Source organism: Pseudomonas sp. Pseusp21 (assembly GCF_059492145.1).
Window position 1 is genome coordinate 1,644,659 of the sequence record NZ_CP168520.1, and the last position, 19,250, is coordinate 1,663,908.

Here is a 19,250-nt window from a genome sequence, read left to right on the forward strand (position 1 = left end):
TCAACGCGCCAGGCGTTGCGCCCATGAGCTAACAGCATCTTCAATCAATGCATGGGCATGAATAAAAGCGGCTTGCCCCTGGCGATACGGGTCCTGTATTTCTCGTTCGCTCTGCCACTTGCCCAGCAGAAACACTTTGCCCCTGGCGTGAGAGGCAATCTTCAGTACTTGATTAACATGTTGTTTTTCCATCACCAGAATCAGGTCTGATTCATTGACGATGTCCGCTGTCAGTTGCCGCGCCTTGAACCCTTCGGCACTGTGCCCGCGGTCTTCCAGCACCTGGCGCGCGGTCGACTCCATGCCTTCGCCGACCCGTGCAGACAGGCCTGCGGAGGTCACGCTGATCGCCGAGGGTGTCAGTGCATTGCGCAACAGAAGTTCCGCTGTCGGACTTCGGCAGATATTGCCTACGCAAACGACAAGAATCTTTTTGAACAAGGTTTACTTTCCCGTGTAATGTCAATCGGCCAACATGCCTTGCAAATTCGAATGAACCCGCAAGACCTTCCTTCACTCGGAAATAGATTCACCCTTAATACCGATGCATTAAGTACCACGGCCTCTAAAAGTCCCCCAACCAGAATTACCGGACTAAAAATAACTGTGATTTTCAGGCGAAAGTTTTCCGACAAAAAATAACATTCGTGCACTTAGCATCCATATTGCCCTCGAAACCTGTGTAACGAGATAACCCTTCGCTAGATGTCATTCTCATCAGGAGAGCCGACATGAAATCAGCACATCTCAAACATCTGGGTGCCGCCGCCCTGTTGACGCTCAGTGCCACCGCGCAGGTTCACGCCAGTACGCTGTTCCCGTCATTGCCCACCCGAACCATTGGCGTTCAGGTCAAGATCCAGAACTTCACCCCGGCGGACGCCGAGCAGATCAAAGCAGCCGGATTCAGCTTTGTGCGCTTTGGCGTCTGGAGCGACAGCCTCGGCGGCAAGACCTACCAGAAACAGATCAGCGATGCGTTTGCGACGGCGCGGTCCGCCGGGTTGCCGGTCTTGATGACCGTTCGCGCCACCAAACCGTTGACCGGTGACCTGACCACCGCCGGTGAAGCCTTTGCCAACGCGGTGAGCGGGCTTGAGCAAGCCTGGAGCGCGCAACTGGTGGGGATCGAAATCTGGAATGAGCCGGACCTCGACACCTACTGGCCCACTGGAGACTTCAAAAACACCTTCGTGCCGTTCATGACGGCCATGTGCAAGACGCTGCAGGGCAAACCGCAATCGACGCCTTTGGTGGGCTTCGGTTTTGCCCGTCCGCCGACGGCCGGCTCCGCCTCGACCGTGGCCCTCAACAGCATCCTCGGCACTTATCCTGAGTGCCTGGATGCCATTTCCTATCACCCTTACGGCATGACCGCGACCCAGATCAGTAACGCGCAGACCTTCATCCAGCAAAACTTCCGTCTGCCGGGCGTTATCAGTGAATGGGGCGTCTCGGCGCTCGCCTCCAACGGCGGGCCGGAAGGGCAAGCCAGTAAAATCTCTGCGTTTATCGCCGATGTTAAAAAACTCAACATTCCGCTGACGTCGATTTACGAATGGAAGAACAGCGAGTCGGGCAGTAACGACCGAGAGAAGAATTTTGGTCTGCTGACCTCCGACGGCCAGCCGAAACCGGCACAGACGGCGGTCTCGACGCATTTGAACGCCGATTAAGCCGTACAGCGGGTCAGTTGCTTTGAACCTGTGGTTCTTTTTGGCATCGTATTGATCGATAACGCGCCCCGCCTTTCAAACAGCCGTTTTCAGGTTGTTGCCGCCGGGGCGCTCGATACGCCGACATGCCCTTGAGTGGCTGTCGACGCTCGGGTAATGTCACCAGACCCATAGGACAGAGCACGCTCATGACTTCCAAGCTGGAACAACTCAAACAGTTCACCACCGTCGTGGCCGACACCGGCGACTTCGAAGCGATTGCCCGGGTCAAACCGGTCGACGCCACCACCAACCCTTCCCTGCTGCTCAAGGCAGCGGCCATCCCGGCCTACGCCGAACTGCTGAACGCCAGCGTCGGCGACTGCAAGGGCGATGTCGGCCTGGCCAGCGACCGTTTCGGCGTCGCGGTCGGTCAGGAAATCCTCAAGGTCATTCCGGGCCGTATTTCCACTGAAGTGGATGCACGCCTGTCGTTCGACAAGGACGCAGTGCTCAAACGGGCCCACCGCTTGATCGAGCTGTACGACAAGGCCGGCGTTGGCCGTGACCGCGTACTGATCAAGATCGCCTCGACCTGGGAAGGCATCCGCGCTGCCGAGATCCTCGAGAAGGAAGGCATCCAGACCAACCTGACCCTGCTGTTCTCCTTCGCTCAGGCCGCTGCCTGCGCCGATGCCGGCGTGTTCCTGATCTCGCCGTTCGTGGGCCGCATCTACGACTGGTACAAGAAGGCCAACGGCAACGACTACACCGGTGCCGACGATCCGGGCGTGCAGTCCGTGACGCGCATCTACAACTACTACAAGGCCAATGACTACAAGACCGTGGTCATGGGCGCGAGCTTCCGCAATCTGAGTCAGATCGAGCAACTGGCCGGCTGCGACCGCCTGACCATCAGTCCGGACCTGATCGAGAAACTGGCGGCCGACACCGGCAAGCTGGAACGCAAACTCGCTCCGGGCCACGCTGGCGAGGCGCGTCTGAGCCTCAACGAAGCGCAATTCCGCTGGCTGTCCAACGAAGACGCGATGGCCACCGAAAAACTGGCCGAAGGCATCCGTCAGTTTGCCCGCGACCAGGAAAAACTCGAGGCGCTGCTGCAAGCCAAGCTGTAATCGGCCAAGCGCAAACGCAAAAAGGGCGAACCCTCACAGGTTCGCCCTTTTTTGTGCCTCGCGGCCTGGCTGATCAGTGCCGTTCGAGGGCATTCACCAGGTCATGGAAGGCTTCGCGGTTGGAGTCGTTCAGGCCCATGAGGATCTTGTGCGCTTCGAGCACCTTGATCCGCACCACCTCTTCCGACTGGTCCTGATCCGGCAGGTCATCAAGGCATTCCGGGCACGGCACGGGATGGTTGACGATATTGAACACCTGCTCGAAACCCATCGACTGCAGCAGACGGGTGATGTCCTCGTGGGTGGTGACCACGGTCGGCAGCAGGCCGACCTTCTGCCGCGACAGGATCGACAGTTTGGCCAGCAGGCCCAACGTGGTGCTGTCGATGCTGCGGGTTTCGGTCAAATCGATCACGATCGCGTTGAAATTCAGCGCGGTGAAGATTTTTTCAATAGTCGCATCCAACGCCGAACACAGGGTCAGGCGAACTTCACCGACGAACTTCAGGACGAAGGTGCCGTCCTGCTCGGCGAACTGGATTCTACCGGTACTCATCAAAGATTCCTGCTCAACACCAACAGGGCGATATCATCCGGCATCTCCCCTAGCGTGGCCAATCCAAAAACCTGCCGCAGACCATCCAGGCTGCCGCCCGCCGACTTCACCTTTTGCGGTAAAGCGGCTTCTTTCTCTTTGAGTGTGGGCTCTGGCAAAAGATCCAGAATGCCATCAGACATCAGCGTCAGGCTGAACGTCGGTGGCAGCTCGAGCACGTGGTCTTCGTAGGTGGCTTCGTTGAAAAGCCCCACCGGCAGACCGCGCCCCTCGAGATAGCGAACACTGTCAGGCGTGTACAACACAGGCAACGGCAGATGGCCGCCGATGCTATAGGTCAACAAACCGGTCTCCTCGTCGATGACTCCACCGACCATTGTGACGTGTTTACCCAGCTTACAACTGATCAGCCCCCGGTTGATATGACCGAGGACTTCCGAAGGCTTGAATTCCGGCAGCGTGCCGTTGCGCTTGGATTCGAACAGCAGGCGCGTGGTCATGAACTTCAACAGCACGGTGACGAACGCCGAAGAGGCGCCATGACCGGACACGTCCGCCAGATAGAACGCCACCCGGCGCTCGTCGACCCGGAAGTAGTCGACAAAATCACCCGACAGGTACAGCGACGGGATGATCTGGTGCGCGAACCTGAATTCGTCGATGGCCCACGGACTTTCCGGCAGCATGTTCATCTGCACCTGGCGACCGGCGTTCTGGTCTTCCTGGAGCAGGTTCAGGCTGGCTTCGAGTTCGCGGTTGGCCTTTTCCAGTTTCTCGCGGTAGCGCTGGTTTTCCAGCAGCAGACGCGCACGATCCAGGGCCCGGCGCACAGAGTGCTCGAGCACGGCCAGATCTTCGAGAGGCTTGATCAGATAATCCGCCGCGCCCAGGCGCAGGGCCTCAACCGCGTCGTTCATCACGCCGGCGCCCGAGACCACGATCACCGGAGTCTGCGGTGACCGCTCAGTGACTTGACGGATGAGTTCGAGACCGCCCATCTGCGGCATGCGCAGATCGCAGATGACCAAGTCGGGCGTGTCTTGCTCGAATACCTGAAGACCCTGCTGGCCGTTACTGGCCTGCAAGACGCTGAAACCACTGTCTTCCAAATAGGCCGCGAGGCTCGCGCGCACTACTTCGTCATCATCGATTATCAGCAGCGTGGCACTGGTTTTTGGCATGTGGGCAAACGGCGCCAGAATTAGGTTGGCGTAGCAGGCGGGGCAACGGCCCGGCGCAGACTACTGGATTCGCTTTCTAGCCTCTCTGCTGCACCGCTTCGGAGCGTTTGCCCCGCACACGGTTGCACCAGAGGTGCCCTTCTAAGGCGCAGACGGTACTCCCATCCTTCGAGCGTTTCAAGCATGCGCCGATGGTCGCTTGGAGACTTTGTTTGTCAAATCACTCGCAGTTATAAGAACGGCTTCAACCGTAACCCAATCATTGGACGCACCCACAAAAAAGGCGACCTCGCGGTCGCCCTTTCATACCGATCAATCGAGATCAGAAATCGTCTTCAACCTGCCCGTCCTTGACCTTGAACTCGCGGTTCTGCAGGTAGGCGTTGCGGATGAAGGTGTACTTGTCGCCGCTGATCAGCTTCTCGCTGGACAACAGGCTGGCGCGGGTGTCGACGATGTTCAGGCCGAAAATCGAGTTACGCACCGGCACGTCGTTGATGTAGCGATACGGGCCGGTGAAGCTGTCGACGTACTTGGACGGCGCGTCACGCAGGGTGCTCGGGCCCATCAGCGGCAGCATCACGTAAGGACCGCTGCCGACGCCCCAGTAGCCGAGGGTCTGGCCGAAGTCTTCGTCGCTGCGGTTCAGGCCCATTTTGGTGCCGACGTCGAAGAATCCGAGCAGGCCGAACGTGGTGTTGAAGATCAGGCGCGCGGTGTCGACGCCAGCGGCGGCCGGTTTGGCCTGAAGAATGTTGTTCGCCAGGTTGGTGACATCACCGACGTTGCGGAACATGTTGTGGATGCCGTCTTCCAGGAATTGCGGAGTAACAAATTCGTAACCCTGCGCCAGCGGCTTCAGCGCATAGGTATCAACGAAATCGTTGAACTGGAAAATCGGACGGTTGACGCTTTCCCAAGGATCTTCTTCCGTTGCGGCCTGAGCGGCGAACGGCACCAGCATTACGCTGGCACATACACAAAGCTGAGCAAGAGGATGGCTCCAGCGCATAGAAAACTCCTTGGATAGTACGGACGCAGCACCTGGGCCGCGGCGATTAGTGCGTCAGTATAAGACGGAAACGGCGCTTTAGGCAGTTCCCCGGTGAAACCCTCTGTAGGACGCTTCGTCATTCACCTGTCACGTAACTGTCACCGCTGACGCTTAGCCTGATCGCTATTTCAGGGACGTTTTCCATGCCTCAAGCCGAAGCCTTGCCCCTCGCGGCACCGACGCTGACCGCCGTGCTGTTCGGACTCAGCGGCTGTCTGGTGGACTTCGGCGCCCGCGCCCGTCATCAAACCAGCGTCGGCCCGGAACACGCCGACGTCACACCCGGCGCCCTCGACAGCCTGCGCAGCCTGCAGCGCCAGCAAATTCCCTGCGCCTGGCTCGATGAGTTGTCCATCGTGAGCACTCAGGTGCTGGCATCGGCGCTGCCAGACTGGATCAAACCATCGCAATATTCGGCAACAATCAATCCTTGGCCGGCGCCCAACGCCTGCTGGCAAGCGTTGATGGGCTTGAATGTCGATCGCCTCGACGGTTGCGTACTGGTCAGCGGCGAACCGCGCCTGCTGCAATCGGGCCTCAATGCCGGGTTGTGGACCATTGGCCTGGCGTCCTGCGGTTCACTGTGCGGCCTGGCGCCGAGCGAATGGCAGGCCCTGAGCCAGAAGGAACGCGAACAACTGCGCGGCAAGGCGACCGTGCAACTGTTCAGCCTCGGCGTGCACTCGGTGATCGATCATCTGGGCGACCTCGACACTTGCCTCGCGGACATCAACCTGCGTCGCCTCAAAGGCGAAAAGCCCTGACCGGGATCATGCAGGTTGGCCAAGAGTGGATTAGTCTTAAGGAGAGCCATAGACCTTTGGCGCACAGCTGCGGTCTATGCCAGTGCCTCTCGATAAAAGGAAACAACCATGCCCGCTCAAGAACTGCAGAAACAGCTCAATGCCCTGCGCGAGCAACTGGATCAAAATCCTCCGCTGACCGAAGCCGAGCGCGCTGATCTACATGCACTGATGGAACAGATCGAACTGGAACTTGAACTGGAAACCAAAACCAAGGACTCCAACATTGCCGATGGCGTGAACCTGGCCGTTGAGCGTTTTGAAGTTGATCACCCCACCATCGCCGGCACACTGCGCAACATCATGAATTCTCTGGTCAGCATGGGCATCTGAAACCCGCGAATGCAAAAAAGCCCTGCCATCACTGGCAGGGCTTTTTCATGTCCGCGAGGCGGGTTACTGACGAACCAGACGATGGTTCGGCAGTTGCACGCTTTCAGTGCTGCGGTACGGATTGATGTCCAGCCCGCCCCGGCGCACATAACGCGCAAACACCGTGAGTTTTTCCGGTTTCAGCAGGCGCTGCAGGTCAAGGAAGATCCGCTCCACACATTGCTCGTGGAAGTCCGAGTGCTGACGGAAGCTGACGATGTATTCCAGCAGGCTGGCGTGATCCAGCGCCGCGCCACGGTATTCCACCACCACGCTGCCCCAGTCCGGCTGGCTCGTCACCGGGCAGTTGGATTTGAGCAGATGGCTGTGCACGCTCTCCTCCACCACCCGCGAATCGTCGCAGCGCAGCAGTTCAGGACGCGGGTGTTCGTAGTTGCTGACGCTGATATCCAGATCGTCGATGCACACGCCCGGCAGCGCCACAACGCCTTCAGCTTCGACGTCTTTCAGGCTGCGAACCCGCACGCCCACCGGCTTGCCGGCAGCAGCGGACAAGTCCTTGACCAGCGTCGCTTCGAGGCTCGCCATGTCGGCGAACGGCGTCTGGTTCAGCGAGTTCAGGTACAGCTTGAACGACTTGGATTCGATGATGTTCGGCGAATCCGCCGGAATGCTGAACTCACCGATCGCCACCACCGGTTTGCCCGACGGCAGCAGCCACGACAGCTCGAAGCAGTTCCAGAAATCCACGCCTTTATACGGCAGGGTTTCGGCGGTCAGGCCCAGCTCGGCCCATTTCGCGGTGCGCGGGATCGGGAACAACAGGGACGGTGTGTACGTGGCGATGTATTCGCTGGATTTGCCCAGCGGCGAATGTTCGGCTGCGGGATGCATGGCGGAAACCTGACTGAAGAATCAGCGGATTCTACCAGCCTTTGCTCCCGCCTTTGAGTGCTTACTGACTGACAGTCAGTTTGCCGACCATTCCGGCCTGGTAATGCCCGGGAATATTGCAGGCAAATTCCAGGTTCACCGCTTTGCTGAAGGTCCAGGTCAGCTCGGCGGTCTTGCCCGGCTCCACCAGCACGCTGTTGGGGTCGTCGTGCTTCATGCCATGCCCCATCGAGCCGTGATCCATGCCCGCCATGTCGTGGGACATTTCCTTCATGCCAGTCGGCGTAAGCATGCCGCTTTGCTGCATCTGCAACATTTCCTGCTGATGTTTTGCATGCATCGTCGCGTCGCCGAGGTTGAATTCATGCAGCAACTGGCCTTTATTCACCAGCACAAAACGAACGGTCTCACCGGCCTTGATCTCGATCGCCTTCGGATCGAAGCTCATGTCGCCCATCACCACTTCGATGCTGCGGGTGGCCTTGGCCGCCGGGGCCGGCTGGCCGAAGTCATAGGTGTGCGCCGGCGATGCCCACAGCGGCGAACTCAGCGCCAGCAGACACGCGGCAAGGGCCAGACGATTGCGCAAAAACATAGTCGTACTCCAACAAATCAAGGTTCAGCCTGTGGGAAACTCTAGCCCGCCTGCGCTGGCAGCGACCTGACAGGCAGATTACAACTTTGTCAGGTTGGCGCTCACCGCGTTTGCCCACGGTATAACGTCCTCGTTCCCGCTACCCGAGCCGCCCATGAAACTGCTGATCGTCGAAGACCAACCCAAAACCGGCCAGTACCTGCGCCAGGGCCTGACCGAGGCTGGTTTCAACACCGAACTGGTGGCCGACGGCACCACCGGCCAGCAATTGGCGTTGAGCGGCGACTATGCGCTGCTGATCCTCGACGTAATGCTGCCCGGTCGCAATGGCTGGCAGATCCTGCAAGCGGTGCGCAGCGCCGGCCTGGAAACGCCGATCCTGTTTTTGACCGCCAAGGACACCGTGGAAGACCGGGTTCACGGCCTCGAACTGGGCGCCGACGATTATCTGGTCAAACCGTTCGCCTTCTCCGAACTGCTGGCGCGGGTGCGCAGCCTGCTGCGCCGCGGCAGCTCCACGCCCCAGGAAACCAGCTTGCGCCTGGCCGATTTGAGCCTGGACCTGATCCGCCGCCGGGTCGAACGCAGCGGTCAACGCATCGACCTCACCGCCAAAGAGTTCGCCCTGCTGGAAATGCTCCTGCGCCGCCAGGGCGAAGTACTGCCCAAATCGCTGATCGCCTCGCAGGTCTGGGACATGAACTTCGACAGCGACACCAATGTGATCGAAGTGGCGATTCGTCGACTGCGCCTGAAGATCGACGACGACTTCCCCAACAAGCTGATTCACACCGTGCGCGGCATGGGTTACGTCCTTGAAGAGCGTGCCGACTGATGCGCAGACTGTCCTTGAGCGGCCGGCTGGCGCTGTTGTTTGCAGGCTGCACCGCCGTGGTTTCGCTGGTGGCCGGGGTGGTTTTCAATCGAGCCAGCGAGGGCCACTTCGTCGAGCTCGACCAGCAACTGCTCGAAGGAAAACTGCTCAGCGTGCGTCAGACACTGCTGAGTGGTAGCGACGCCGCGCACATCACCGATGAGCTGAGCCAACAGGGCGATATCACGTTGCGCGTCAGCGGCCCTGAGGGCCAGCGCTGGTTTGGGCGCTCGTTGCATACCCCCGCTAACCTGCCGCAGCAACCCGGTCTGGCCACCATCAACGACAACGGCACGGACTATCGCCTGCTCAACGCCGCGCTTGAACCGGGAAAACCCGATTCACCGCAGTTGACCTTGCTGCTGGACATCACCCACCACCAGCACTTCCTGCAACGCATGCAGCATCTGATCTGGCTGACCGTCGGCCTCTCGGCGCTGGCCACCGCGCTGCTCGGCGCCTGGGCCGCCCGCAGCGGTCTTCGCCCGTTACGGCGCATGAGTGCCGTGGCCCGTGGGATTTCGGCGCAATCGCTGAATGCCCGATTGCCGGAAGCGCGGATGCCTGCAGAACTCGCGGAATTGGCCCACAGCTTCAACGCCATGCTCGGACGCCTCGACGATTCTTTTCAGCGGCTGTCAGCGTTCTCTGCCGACATCGCCCATGAACTGCGTACGCCACTGTCGAACCTGCTGACCCACACCCAAGTCACCCTGACCCGCCCTCGCCCTCTCGAAGACTATCGTGAAGCGCTGCACAGCAACCTCGAAGAGCTGCAATGGATGGCGCAACTGGTCAACGACATGCTTTATCTGGCCAAGGCTGACCACGGTTTGCTGGTGCCCAAGCGTGAACCGCTGGAGCTGGCGGAAGAAGCCGATGCGTTGCTGGAGTTTTTTGCGCCGCTGGCCGAAGACGCTCAGGTCGGCCTGAGCCGCGACGGTGCGGGGCAGCTTGAGGGGGATCGCGCGATGTTGCGCCGGGCGCTATCGAATCTGCTGGATAACGCGTTGCGCTTTACCCCTGCAAACGGCGAGGTGCGCATTCGGGTCACCGAGCAGGCGAAATCCATGAGGGTGACCGTGGAGAACAGTGGCGAGGGGATTTCTGCGGAGTTGTTGCCGCGTTTGTTTGACCGCTTCTACCGGGCGGATCCGGCGCGCCAGGAAGGCAGCAGCGAGCATGCGGGATTGGGGCTGGCGATTACTCAGTCGATCATCCGGGCCCATGGCGGGCAGATTCATTGCGAATCGGCTCAGGGCTGGACGCGGTTTGTGATTGAGTTGCCTCGAAGCTGATCGTTCCCACGCTCTGCGTGGGAATGCAGCCCGGGGCGCTCTGCGCCCTAAAGAGCCGAACGCGGAGCGTCCGTTGATGCATTCCCACGCGGAGCGTGGGAACGAGCATCAGGATGCTTAGGAATAGCGCAACGCGTGCGCCGGTTCGATCTTCGCCGCTCGCCACGCCGGGTAAACGGTGGCCAGGAAGCTGAGGATGAAGCCCGCCGAACAGATCAGCAGCACGTCGCCGCCCTGCAATTCCGATGGCAGGTTGCTGACGAAATACACGTCCGAACTGAAGATGTGCTGCCCGGTCACCCGCTCGACCCAGCCCACCATCTCACTGACGTTCAGCGCCGCAATCACACCCAGCACGCCACCAATGATGGTGCCGACGATGCCGATCACCGTGCCCTGCACCATGAATATCGCCATGATCTGCCGGGGTGTGGCGCCGATGGTGCGCAGGATCGCGATGTCCGCGCCTTTGTCGTTCACCACCATGATCAGGGTCGCGATGATGTTGAACGCCGCCACCGCGACGATCATCAGCAGCAACAGGCCGATCATGGTTTTTTCCATCTTCATCGCGCTGAACAGGCTGCCCTGGGTGTGGGTCCAGTCGTCAGCCTTGAAATCGGCGCCGAGGCCGCTGGCAATGTCCGAGGAAACCTTCGGCGCGGCGTACAGATCCTTCACCGCCAGACGCACGCTCTGCACCTGATTCGGCTCCCAGTGCTGCATGGTCGCGGCGTCGGAGACGTGGATCAGGCCCATGGAACCGTCGAGTTCGGCACCGACCTTGAACACGCCGACCACGTTCAAGCGCTGCATGCGCGGAGTGATGCCGCCCGGTGCGGTGCTGACTTCCGGCACGATCAGAGTGATCTTGTCGCCGACGTTGAGGCGAAAACGCCGAGCGGTGATTTCGCCCAGCACTACGCCGAATTCACCCGGTTTCAAGGCATCGAGACGGCCCTGAACAATGTGCTGGGCAACGATCGACACCTTGCCTTCCTGGGCCGGATCGACGCCGCTGATCTGGATCGGCTGCATCATGCCCTTGTAGGACAGCATGCCTTCCATCTCGGTGAACGGCACGGCGGCGGTCACTTCCGGGTTCTTCATCGCGGCGGCGGCCACTGGCTGCCAGTCGTCGATCGGCTTGACGCCGACGATGGTCGCGTGGGGCACCATGCCGAGGATGCGCGAGCTCATTTCGCGCTGGAAGCCGTTCATCACCGACAGCACCACGATCATCGCCAGCACGCCGAGGGCGAGGCCGATCATCGAGGTCATCGAAATGAACGAAACAAAGCGATTGCGGCGCTTGGCGCGGGTATAGCGCGTGCCGATAAAGATCGATAACGGTCTGAACATTCGCTGGGGCACCGTATAAAAATAAAAGACCCGACGCTTTTTCAGACATCGGGTTTCAAGCCGTCAGATGGGGGTCAGGCAACCTTCCTGCAGTTGCAGGACGCGGTCCATCTGGCGAGCCAGGTTCATGTCGTGAGTCACCACCAGAAACGCCGTGCGCATCGAAGTGCTGAGTTCCAGCATCAGATCCTGAATGCCTTCGGCGGTGTGGGAGTCGAGGTTGCCGGTCGGCTCATCGAGCATCACCAGCCCTGGATTGTTCACCAGCGCACGGGCGATGGCCACACGCTGGCGTTCGCCACCGGACAGCTCCGCCGGTTTGTGCTCCAGACGATGGCCCAGACCGACCCGCTCCAGCAACGCCGTGGCACGCTGACGTGCTTCCGGGATCGCGGTCTTGCCGATCAGCAGCGGCATGCAGACGTTTTCCAGCGCGGTGAATTCCGGCAGCAGGTGATGGAACTGGTACACGAACCCGAGGGCGCGGTTACGCAGCAGGCCACGCTTCTTCTCGCTCAGCGCCGAGAGTTCTTCACCGTCGAGCCAGACACCGCCCTTGGTCGGCGTGTCGAGGCCGCCCAGCAGGTTGAGCAAGGTACTTTTGCCCGAACCGGACTTGCCGACGATCGCCACCCGCTCACCTGGATGCAGCTCCAGTTGCAGGTTGGCCAGCACTTCCACCGACTCCGGGCCTTCCTCGTAGGATTTGCCCAGGTTGCGGCAGCTCAAGATTGCTTTTTCACTCATGCCCGACTCACTCATAACGTAGCGCCTCCGCCGGCTGGGTGCGCGCGGCACGCCAGGCAGGATACAGGGTGGCGAGGAAACTCAGGACCAACGCAGCGGCGCAGACCATGACCACGTCCTGGCTCTGCACCTGCGACGGCAGGTAATCGATGAAATACACGTCGGCGTTGAGGAATTTGTGTCCGATCACGCCTTCGAGGGCCGAAATCGCGGCGCTGACGTTGAGCGCGGCGAAGATCCCGACCACGGCGCCGATGGCCGTGCCGACCACGCCGATCACAGTGCCCTGCACCATGAACGTGCGCATGATCGTGCCCGGTGTGGCGCCCAGTGTGCGCAGAATGGCGATATCGCCCTTCTTGTCATTGACCACCATCACCAGCGTGGAAATGATGTTGAACGCGGCCACGGCGACGATCAGCAGCAACAGCAGGCCGATCATGGCTTTTTCCATGCGGATCGCCTGATACAGGTTGCCGTGGGTACGGGTCCAGTCGCGGGCGTAGTAACGGTCTTCGCCGAGGCGCTGGGCGATGTTCCACGCCTCACGCGGGGCCTGGAACAGATCGTCGAACTTCAGTCGCAGGCCCTGCACCTGATCAGGCTTCCAGCGGTGCATCTTCGCCAGATCCTGCAGGTTGGTCACGCCCAGATAGCCGTCCAGTTCACCGGCGCCGACATGGAAGATGCCGACCACGGTGAAGCGCTTCATGCGCGGGAACATCCCGGCCGGGGTCACGCTGACCTCCGGTGCGACGAAGGTGATCTTGTCACCGAGGCCCACGCCGAGCTTGGTCGCGGCCTTGTCGCCGATCACGATGCCGAAGCTGCCCGGCGTCAGATCGTCGAGTTTGCCCTGCTTCATGAAGTTGTCGATGATCGAGACGTTGCGTTCCAGCGCCGGGTCGATCGCATTGAGCAACACCTTGGACACCTGGCCGTTGTTGGTCAGCAACCCCTGCATCTGGGTGAACGGCGCGACGGCCGCCACCTGCGGGTTCTGCTTGACCTTGGCGGCCAGGCTCGGCCAGTCGTTGATGGCTTCACCGGACTCGATGGTCGCGTGGGGCACCATGCCCAGCACGCGGGTGCGCATCTCATGATCGAAGCCGTTCATTACCGACAGCACCACGATCATCACGACCACGCCAAGGGCGAGCCCGATCATCGAAGTCAGGGAAATGAATGACACAAAATGATTGCGACGCTTTGCACGGGTATAACGCGTGCCGATAAATACGAAGAGAGGTCTGAACATGTCGGGGCTTGTTCGGAGGGAAAAGGAACGTCCTTGTGGCGGGGGTCGATAACCAGCTTTACACTCAGACCACCGCCGCTACCATGGGTTCGCCATGTCGACATTAGATGAAGAAGATCGCCGCGAATACTACCGTATCGAGGACACGATCGCACTGGAAATTCGGCCCCTGTCCGCTCCCGAAGCCGCAGGCCAGGAAGTGTTGCAGGATGCTTCTCCACTGTTCAACCTGCTCAGCGAACTGCACCTGAGCGAATTCGAGTCGCAGCACCTGCTGCGCCAGATCAGTGAACGCGACCGCGCCATCGCGGCGTTCCTGAAATCCCAGAACAAACGCATCGACCTGCTCAGCCAGGTGGTCGCCCTGACCGTGCTCGGCCATATCGGCGAGCCGCAACCGGTGATCATCTCCGAGGGCGGCATCGACTTTCAGCACCCGACCCCGATCGCTACCGGCGCCCACCTCTCGGTGAAACTGGTGCTGATGCCCCAGGCCCTCGGCCTGTTGCTGCGCGCCCGCGTGACCCATTGCGACCGCAAGGGCGACGGCTACGACGTCGGTACCGAGTTCGAACACCTGACCGACGCCCAGCGCCAGTTGCTCGCCCGCTATATTTTGCAGAAGCAGGCCCAGGAACGACGTCTGGCCCGCGAACAGAACGAATCAGGCATCTAAATTAAGGAAGAACCGTGACCCTTATCTACGGCCACCGCGGCGCCAAGGGCGAAGCACCGGAAAACACCCTGAGCAGTTTTCAGGAATGTCTCAAGCACGGCGTTCGCCGTTGCGAGCTGGACCTGCACCTGTCCAAGGACGGCGAGCTGATGGTCATCCACGACCCGACCCTCAAGCGCACCACCGACCGGCGCGGCAAGGTGGTCGAGCACACCGCCGCCGAGCTGGTGACCTACGACGCGCGCAAGGGCGGCCCGGGCTGGATCAAGCCATGCCCGATTCCAACGCTGGAAGAACTGTTCGAAAAGTGTGGTTTCGAGCACTGGCAGCTGGAAGTCAAAAGCGCTTCTCGCACCCGCGCCGCGACCACCGTGCTGGCGATCCGTGAAATGGCAGTCAGACACGGGCTGCTCGACAAGGTGACGATCACCTCGAGTTCGCGGGAAGTCTTGAAGGCTGCACTGGATCTGGTGCCCGACGTATCGCGCGGCCTGGTGGCCGAATACGCCTGGCTCGACCCGCTGAAGGTCGCACAAAGTTACGGTTGCGAGATTCTGGCGTTGAACTGGACGCTGTGTACGCCGGAACGCCTGCAGAAGGCGCAGCGTCAAGGGCTGCATGTGTCGGTGTGGACCGTCAACGAGCCTGCGCTGATGCGCAGACTCGCTGACTTCGGCGTTGACAGCCTGATTACAGACTTTCCCGGTTTGGCCACTGCCACCCTCGGGAATTGCTGAAATCGGTCTCCCCGGCCGGCTCAGGCCACCGGCCGGAGCCCGTCAAAAAAGCCGGTTGAGGCCGTCGTACGCCGCTACCCGATAGGCTTCGGCCATGGTCGGGTAGTTGAACGTCGTGTTGACGAAGTACTTCAGGGTATTCAGTTCGCCCGGCTGGTTCATGATCGCCTGACCGATGTGCACGATCTCCGACGCCTGATAACCGAAGCAGTGAACGCCCAGCACTTCGAGGGTTTCACGGTGGAACAGGATCTTCAGCATGCCTTGCGGCTCGCCGGCGATCTGTGCACGCGCCATGCTCTTGAAGAACGCCTTGCCCACTTCGTACGGCACCTTGGCCTGGGTCAGTTCCTGCTCGTTCTTTCCGATCGAGCTGATCTCCGGAATGGTGTAGATACCGGTCGGCACGTCATTCACGAAACGCCAGCTGCCATTGTCGACGATGCTGCCAGCGGCCGAGCGGCCCTGGTCGTGGGCGGCACTGGCCAGGCTCGGCCAGCCGATCACGTCACCGGCGCCATAGATGTTCTGCACGCAGGTGCGGTAGTTCTCGTCGACTTCGATCTGGCCACGGCTGTTGACCTTGACCCCGATGTTTTCCAGACCCAACTGGTCGGTGTTGCCGGTACGACCGTTGCACCAGAGCAAGGCGTCGGCCTTGATCTTCTTGCCGGACTTCAGGTGCAGGACCACGCCGTTGTCCACGCCTTCGACGCGGTCATACTCTTCGTTGTGACGCACGGTGATGTTGTTGTTGCTGAAGTGGTAGCTCAACGCCTGGGAGATTTCCGAGTCGAGGAAGCTCAGCAACTGACCGCGGTTGTCCACCAGTTCGACCAGCACGCCCAGACCGCTGAAGATCGAAGCGTATTCGCAACCGATCACGCCGGCGCCGTAAACGATCAGTTTGCGCGGGGTGTGGCCGAGGCTGAGGATGGTGTCGCTATCGTAGATACGCGGGTGGTGGAAATCGATGTCCGCCGGGCGATAAGGACGCGAACCGGTGGCGATGATGATGTGCTTGGCCACCAGTTTCTCGACCACGCCGTTGGCGCAGACCACTTCGATGGTTTGCTCGTCGGCGAAGCTGCCGGTGCCGAAAAACACGTCGACGCGGTTACGGGCGTAGTAGCCGGTACGCGAAGCGACTTGTTTGGAAATGACTTTCTCGGCGCTTTTCAACACATCCGGGAAGGAGAACCAGCGCGGCTCGCCGATCGCACGGAACATCGGATTGGTGTTGAACTGCATGATCTGCCGCACCGAGTGACGCAGGGCCTTGGACGGGATGGTGCCCAGGTGGGTGCAGTTGCCGCCGACCTGACGACGGCTGTCGACCATCGCCACCTTGCGCCCTGCTTTGGCGGCGTTCATTGCCGCGCCTTCTCCCGCCGGGCCGGAACCCAGCACCACCACGTCGTAGTTGTAGACAGCCATGCGTACTCCTCAGAACAGGCCGCGGTGCCAGCAGCACCGGCGGCTAAATCACGCCGAACGACGGCGCGAAGGAACAATTGGGGGCCAGTAGAAAACCCGGACACAGTCTATAGAAGCGTCAACGCCGCGCACATTAACCCTTGGTCGCGTCGTAGGCTACTTTTGCCTGCACTACAACGCCAGCTTTCGTACTGTTCTCAGTCAACTTTTGCGCCATTGAGCCGTTCGAACGCGTGACTGGTGCGTGTGACGAAACCTGTATCGGCACGAATCACAAAGAATGCACCAATGTCGTGTTTTTCGGCATAGTCCCAAGCCCTTTCAGGCCCGAGAATCAGCAACAGCGTCGATAGTCCATCGGCCATCAGCGCTGAAGGATGAATCACCGTGACCGACGCCAAGTCATGTAGGACCGGCGCACCGGTCCGGGCATCGAAGGTGTGGGAATAACGCCGGCCATCCTGTTGAAAATAGTTGCGGTAGTCGCCCGAAGTGGAGAGACCGAAGCCATCGACATTGATGACGCGCTCTGCAACCTGCTGATCGTCGCGCGGCTCTTCCAGTGCGATACGCCATGGCGAACCGTCGGGCTTCCTGCCGGACGCCTTGAGTTCGCCAGTGGCTTCGGCAAGGTAATCATGTATGCCCAGAGCCTGGAGCCGCGCAGCAATGGTGTCGACCGCGTAACCGGCTGCGATGCTGTTGAAATCCACCTCGACCGCCGCGTCCTTGCACAACTGGTCACCGTCGATGCGCAGGTGCTGATGACCGACCCGCTGTCGCACCTCGGCCAGCGCTGCCGTATCCGGGACTTTTTCTTCACGCCCCTGCGGGCCGAACCCCCACAGATTCATCAGCGGTTCGACGGTGAGGTCGTAGAAGCCTTCGCTTTGTCGCGACAGCTGCTCGCCCACGCGGACCAATTCAAGGATCGGCGCGGGCATGACCTGACAGCGATCAGCCGGCAATGCATTGAAGCGCGAGATGTCGGAGTCTGCGCGGTAAGTCGACATCTGCCGGTCGACGCCCGCGAGGATTTTTTCCACTTCGACACGCACCTCCTGCGGCGCAGGCAGATCGGCGTGGCGCAGATACTTGATCGAATAGGTGCTGCCCATCGTCGGGCCACCGAAAGTCTCCAGGGAATCACCGTTGCCGCAGCCGGACAAAAAACCGGTCAGCAGCACGAGAACCACCCAGCGTCCAGTTAACAATTCTTCATCTCCCCGCAAAACCGCGCCGGCCATTATGAGCTACGAGCGCAACGCTTTCTTACAAGATTTAGAGCGAGTACCTACCCATGTCTTCCACGACCGGCAAAGGCAAGGCGATTTTTCGCGTTGTCAGCGGCAACTTTCTCGAGATGTTCGACTTTATGGTCTACGGCTTCTATGCCACGGCCATTGCCAAGACCTTCTTTCCCACCGACAGCGCCTTCGCGTCCCTGATGCTTTCCTTGGCCACGTTTGGCGCCGGCTTCCTGATGCGCCCGCTGGGGGCGATTTTTCTCGGCGCCTACATCGACCGACATGGCCGGCGCCAGGGCCTGATCATCACGCTGGCCATGATGGCGGCCGGCACCGTGCTGATTGCCTGCGTGCCGGGCTACGCCACCCTTGGGGTTGCCGCGCCGCTGATCGTGCTGTTCGGCCGATTGCTGCAAGGTTTCTCGGCCGGCGTGGAACTGGGCGGGGTGTCGGTGTATCTGGCGGAAATCGCCACGCCGGGCCGCAAGGGCTTTTTCGTCAGCTGGCAGTCCGCCAGCCAGCAAGCGGCGGTGGTATTCGCCGGCCTGCTCGGTGTCGGTCTCAACCATTGGCTGAGCCCGGAACAGATGGGCGACTGGGGCTGGCGCGTGCCGTTCCTGATCGGCTGCATGATCGTCCCGGTGATTTTTGTCATCCGCCGCTCGCTGGAGGAAACCCCGGAGTTCCAGGCGCGCAAACATCGCCCTACTCTGCAGGAAATCATCCGTTCGATCGGTCAGAACTTTGGCATCGTCATCGCTGGCATGGCGCTGGTGGTCATGACAACGGTGTCGTTCTACCTGATCACGGCCTACACACCGACCTTCGGCAAGGCGGAATTGCACCTGTCGGACTTCGATGCGTTGCTGGTGACCGTGTGTATCGGCCTGTCGAACTTCTTCTGGTTGCCGGTGATGGGCGCGGTGTCTGACAAGGTTGGACGTAAACCCCTACTGCTGGCGGCGACGATTCTGGCGATCCTGACCGCTTACCCGGCACTGTCCTGGCTGGTGGCGAACCCGAGCTTCAGCCATTTGTTGATCGTCGAATTGTGGCTGTCGTTCCTGTACGGTTCGTACAACGGGGCAATGGTAGTGGCACTCACCGAAATCATGCCGGTAGAAGTTCGTACCACCGGTTTCTCGTTGGCCTACAGCTTGGCGACCGCAACCTTCGGCGGATTTACGCCGGCGGCCTGCACTTATCTGATCCATATACTGGACAACAAGGCGGCGCCGGGGATCTGGCTCAGCGGCGCAGCCGTATTGGGCCTGATCGCCACGCTGGTGCTGTTCCGTGGCAACAGGCACGAACTGCGCACGGCCCAAGCCGCCATCCCCCGCTGAAGCAAATCGCGCGCAAACAAAAACGCCCCGACCAGAGTCGGGGCGTTTTCATTTGCAGCTA

The 19,250-nt window shown here is 60.4% G+C and carries 20 protein-coding genes; 9 read left to right on the plus strand and 11 right to left on the minus strand.

Features of this window, described 5'->3' with window-relative positions; all coding sequences use genetic code 11:
- Window positions 1-441, minus strand: a complete 441-nt coding sequence (locus ACEN93_RS07315) for a low molecular weight protein-tyrosine-phosphatase (protein ID WP_039772775.1) — start codon at window positions 439-441, stop codon at window positions 1-3.
- A gap of 290 nt (window positions 442-731) precedes the next feature.
- Here ACEN93_RS07315 and ACEN93_RS07320 point away from each other — a divergent pair, with 290 nt between their 5' ends.
- Window positions 732-1,676, plus strand: a complete 945-nt coding sequence (locus tag ACEN93_RS07320; RefSeq protein WP_039772776.1) for a hypothetical protein — start codon at window positions 732-734, stop codon at window positions 1,674-1,676.
- 188 nt (window positions 1,677-1,864) lie between these two features.
- Window positions 1,865-2,791 carry a transaldolase gene (gene tal / locus ACEN93_RS07325; protein ID WP_039772777.1) on the plus strand — a complete coding sequence of 309 codons (927 nt, stop codon included), beginning with the start codon at window positions 1,865-1,867 and terminating at the stop codon, window positions 2,789-2,791.
- Window positions 2,792-2,864: 73 nt separating this feature from the next.
- Here the strand turns inward: tal and rssC are convergent, their stop codons facing one another.
- The 3 genes from rssC to ACEN93_RS07340 all read right to left on the minus strand — a co-directional run bounded on the left by rssC (window position 2,865) and on the right by ACEN93_RS07340 (window position 5,540).
- Window positions 2,865-3,347 (minus strand): anti-sigma factor antagonist RssC, encoded by a 483-nt coding sequence (gene rssC / locus ACEN93_RS07330; RefSeq protein ID WP_003226553.1) that lies wholly within the window; start codon window positions 3,345-3,347, stop codon window positions 2,865-2,867.
- Complete coding sequence (gene rssB / locus ACEN93_RS07335) at window positions 3,347-4,528, minus strand: two-component system response regulator RssB (RefSeq protein ID WP_041475374.1); 1,182 nt, start codon at window positions 4,526-4,528, stop codon at window positions 3,347-3,349. The genes rssC and rssB overlap by 1 nt, the downstream gene beginning before the upstream one ends.
- Before the next feature lie 322 nt (window positions 4,529-4,850).
- Complete coding sequence (locus ACEN93_RS07340) at window positions 4,851-5,540, minus strand: MlaA family lipoprotein (RefSeq protein ID WP_011335174.1); 690 nt, start codon at window positions 5,538-5,540, stop codon at window positions 4,851-4,853.
- A gap of 185 nt (window positions 5,541-5,725) precedes the next feature.
- Here ACEN93_RS07340 and pcrP point away from each other — a divergent pair, with 185 nt between their 5' ends.
- Both pcrP and ACEN93_RS07350 read left to right on the plus strand, forming a co-directional pair.
- Entirely contained in the window at window positions 5,726-6,346 is a 621-nt protein-coding gene (pcrP, locus tag ACEN93_RS07345) for an HAD superfamily inactivated hydrolase PcrP (protein WP_103386744.1), read from the plus strand.
- 108 nt (window positions 6,347-6,454) lie between these two features.
- A complete protein-coding gene (locus ACEN93_RS07350; protein ID WP_039772780.1) occupies window positions 6,455-6,718 on the plus strand; it encodes a DUF4404 family protein in 264 nt (87 codons plus the stop codon).
- A 63-nt stretch (window positions 6,719-6,781) separates the two neighbouring features.
- Here the strand turns inward: ACEN93_RS07350 and queF are convergent, their stop codons facing one another.
- Together queF and copI are read right to left on the minus strand one after the other, a co-directional pair.
- Entirely contained in the window at window positions 6,782-7,612 is an 831-nt protein-coding gene (queF, locus tag ACEN93_RS07355; protein ID WP_085649295.1) for an NADPH-dependent 7-cyano-7-deazaguanine reductase QueF, read from the minus strand.
- 61 nt (window positions 7,613-7,673) lie between these two features.
- Window positions 7,674-8,207 carry a copper-resistant cuproprotein CopI gene (copI, locus tag ACEN93_RS07360; RefSeq protein ID WP_103386743.1) on the minus strand — a complete coding sequence of 178 codons (534 nt, stop codon included), beginning with the start codon at window positions 8,205-8,207 and terminating at the stop codon, window positions 7,674-7,676.
- A 154-nt stretch (window positions 8,208-8,361) separates the two neighbouring features.
- On the opposite strand from copI, the gene ACEN93_RS07365 reads away from it, so the two are divergent.
- Window positions 8,362-9,042, plus strand: coding sequence for a heavy metal response regulator transcription factor (locus tag ACEN93_RS07365; RefSeq protein WP_011335179.1), 681 nt, complete (start codon window positions 8,362-8,364; stop codon window positions 9,040-9,042).
- Window positions 9,042-10,379 (plus strand): heavy metal sensor histidine kinase, encoded by a 1,338-nt coding sequence (locus ACEN93_RS07370; RefSeq protein ID WP_127799030.1) that lies wholly within the window; start codon window positions 9,042-9,044, stop codon window positions 10,377-10,379. Before ACEN93_RS07365 ends, ACEN93_RS07370 begins: the two co-directional genes overlap by 1 nt.
- Before the next feature lie 117 nt (window positions 10,380-10,496).
- Here ACEN93_RS07370 and ACEN93_RS07375 read toward each other — a convergent pair whose 3' ends face one another.
- The 3 genes from ACEN93_RS07375 to ACEN93_RS07385 all read right to left on the minus strand — a co-directional run bounded on the left by ACEN93_RS07375 (window position 10,497) and on the right by ACEN93_RS07385 (window position 13,746).
- A complete protein-coding gene (locus ACEN93_RS07375) occupies window positions 10,497-11,741 on the minus strand; it encodes a lipoprotein-releasing ABC transporter permease subunit (protein WP_011335181.1) in 1,245 nt (414 codons plus the stop codon).
- A 63-nt stretch (window positions 11,742-11,804) separates the two neighbouring features.
- Entirely contained in the window at window positions 11,805-12,488 is a 684-nt protein-coding gene (gene lolD / locus ACEN93_RS07380; RefSeq protein WP_162831788.1) for a lipoprotein-releasing ABC transporter ATP-binding protein LolD, read from the minus strand.
- A gap of 7 nt (window positions 12,489-12,495) precedes the next feature.
- Window positions 12,496-13,746 (minus strand): lipoprotein-releasing ABC transporter permease subunit, encoded by a 1,251-nt coding sequence (locus ACEN93_RS07385; protein WP_039772786.1) that lies wholly within the window; start codon window positions 13,744-13,746, stop codon window positions 12,496-12,498.
- A 94-nt stretch (window positions 13,747-13,840) separates the two neighbouring features.
- Between ACEN93_RS07385 and ACEN93_RS07390 the strand changes: the two genes are divergently transcribed.
- Window positions 13,841-14,422, plus strand: a complete 582-nt coding sequence (locus tag ACEN93_RS07390) for a PilZ domain-containing protein (protein WP_039772787.1) — start codon at window positions 13,841-13,843, stop codon at window positions 14,420-14,422.
- 14 nt (window positions 14,423-14,436) lie between these two features.
- Window positions 14,437-15,159: a glycerophosphodiester phosphodiesterase gene (locus ACEN93_RS07395; RefSeq protein ID WP_495611254.1), complete on the plus strand. Its 723-nt coding sequence runs from the start codon at window positions 14,437-14,439 to the stop codon at window positions 15,157-15,159.
- A gap of 42 nt (window positions 15,160-15,201) precedes the next feature.
- On the opposite strand, the gene sthA is transcribed toward ACEN93_RS07395, so the two are convergent.
- Both sthA and ACEN93_RS07405 read right to left on the minus strand, forming a co-directional pair.
- The gene (gene sthA / locus ACEN93_RS07400; protein WP_039772789.1) at window positions 15,202-16,596 is read right to left on the minus strand and encodes a Si-specific NAD(P)(+) transhydrogenase; all 1,395 of its coding nucleotides are present in this window, start codon (window positions 16,594-16,596) and stop codon (window positions 15,202-15,204) included.
- Between the two features lie 197 nt (window positions 16,597-16,793).
- Window positions 16,794-17,843 carry an FAD:protein FMN transferase gene (locus ACEN93_RS07405; protein WP_495611255.1) on the minus strand — a complete coding sequence of 350 codons (1,050 nt, stop codon included), beginning with the start codon at window positions 17,841-17,843 and terminating at the stop codon, window positions 16,794-16,796.
- A gap of 53 nt (window positions 17,844-17,896) precedes the next feature.
- Between ACEN93_RS07405 and ACEN93_RS07410 the strand changes: the two genes are divergently transcribed.
- The gene (locus ACEN93_RS07410) at window positions 17,897-19,189 is read left to right on the plus strand and encodes an MFS transporter (RefSeq protein ID WP_085667453.1); all 1,293 of its coding nucleotides are present in this window, start codon (window positions 17,897-17,899) and stop codon (window positions 19,187-19,189) included.
- Window positions 19,190-19,250: the final 61 nt, after the last annotated feature.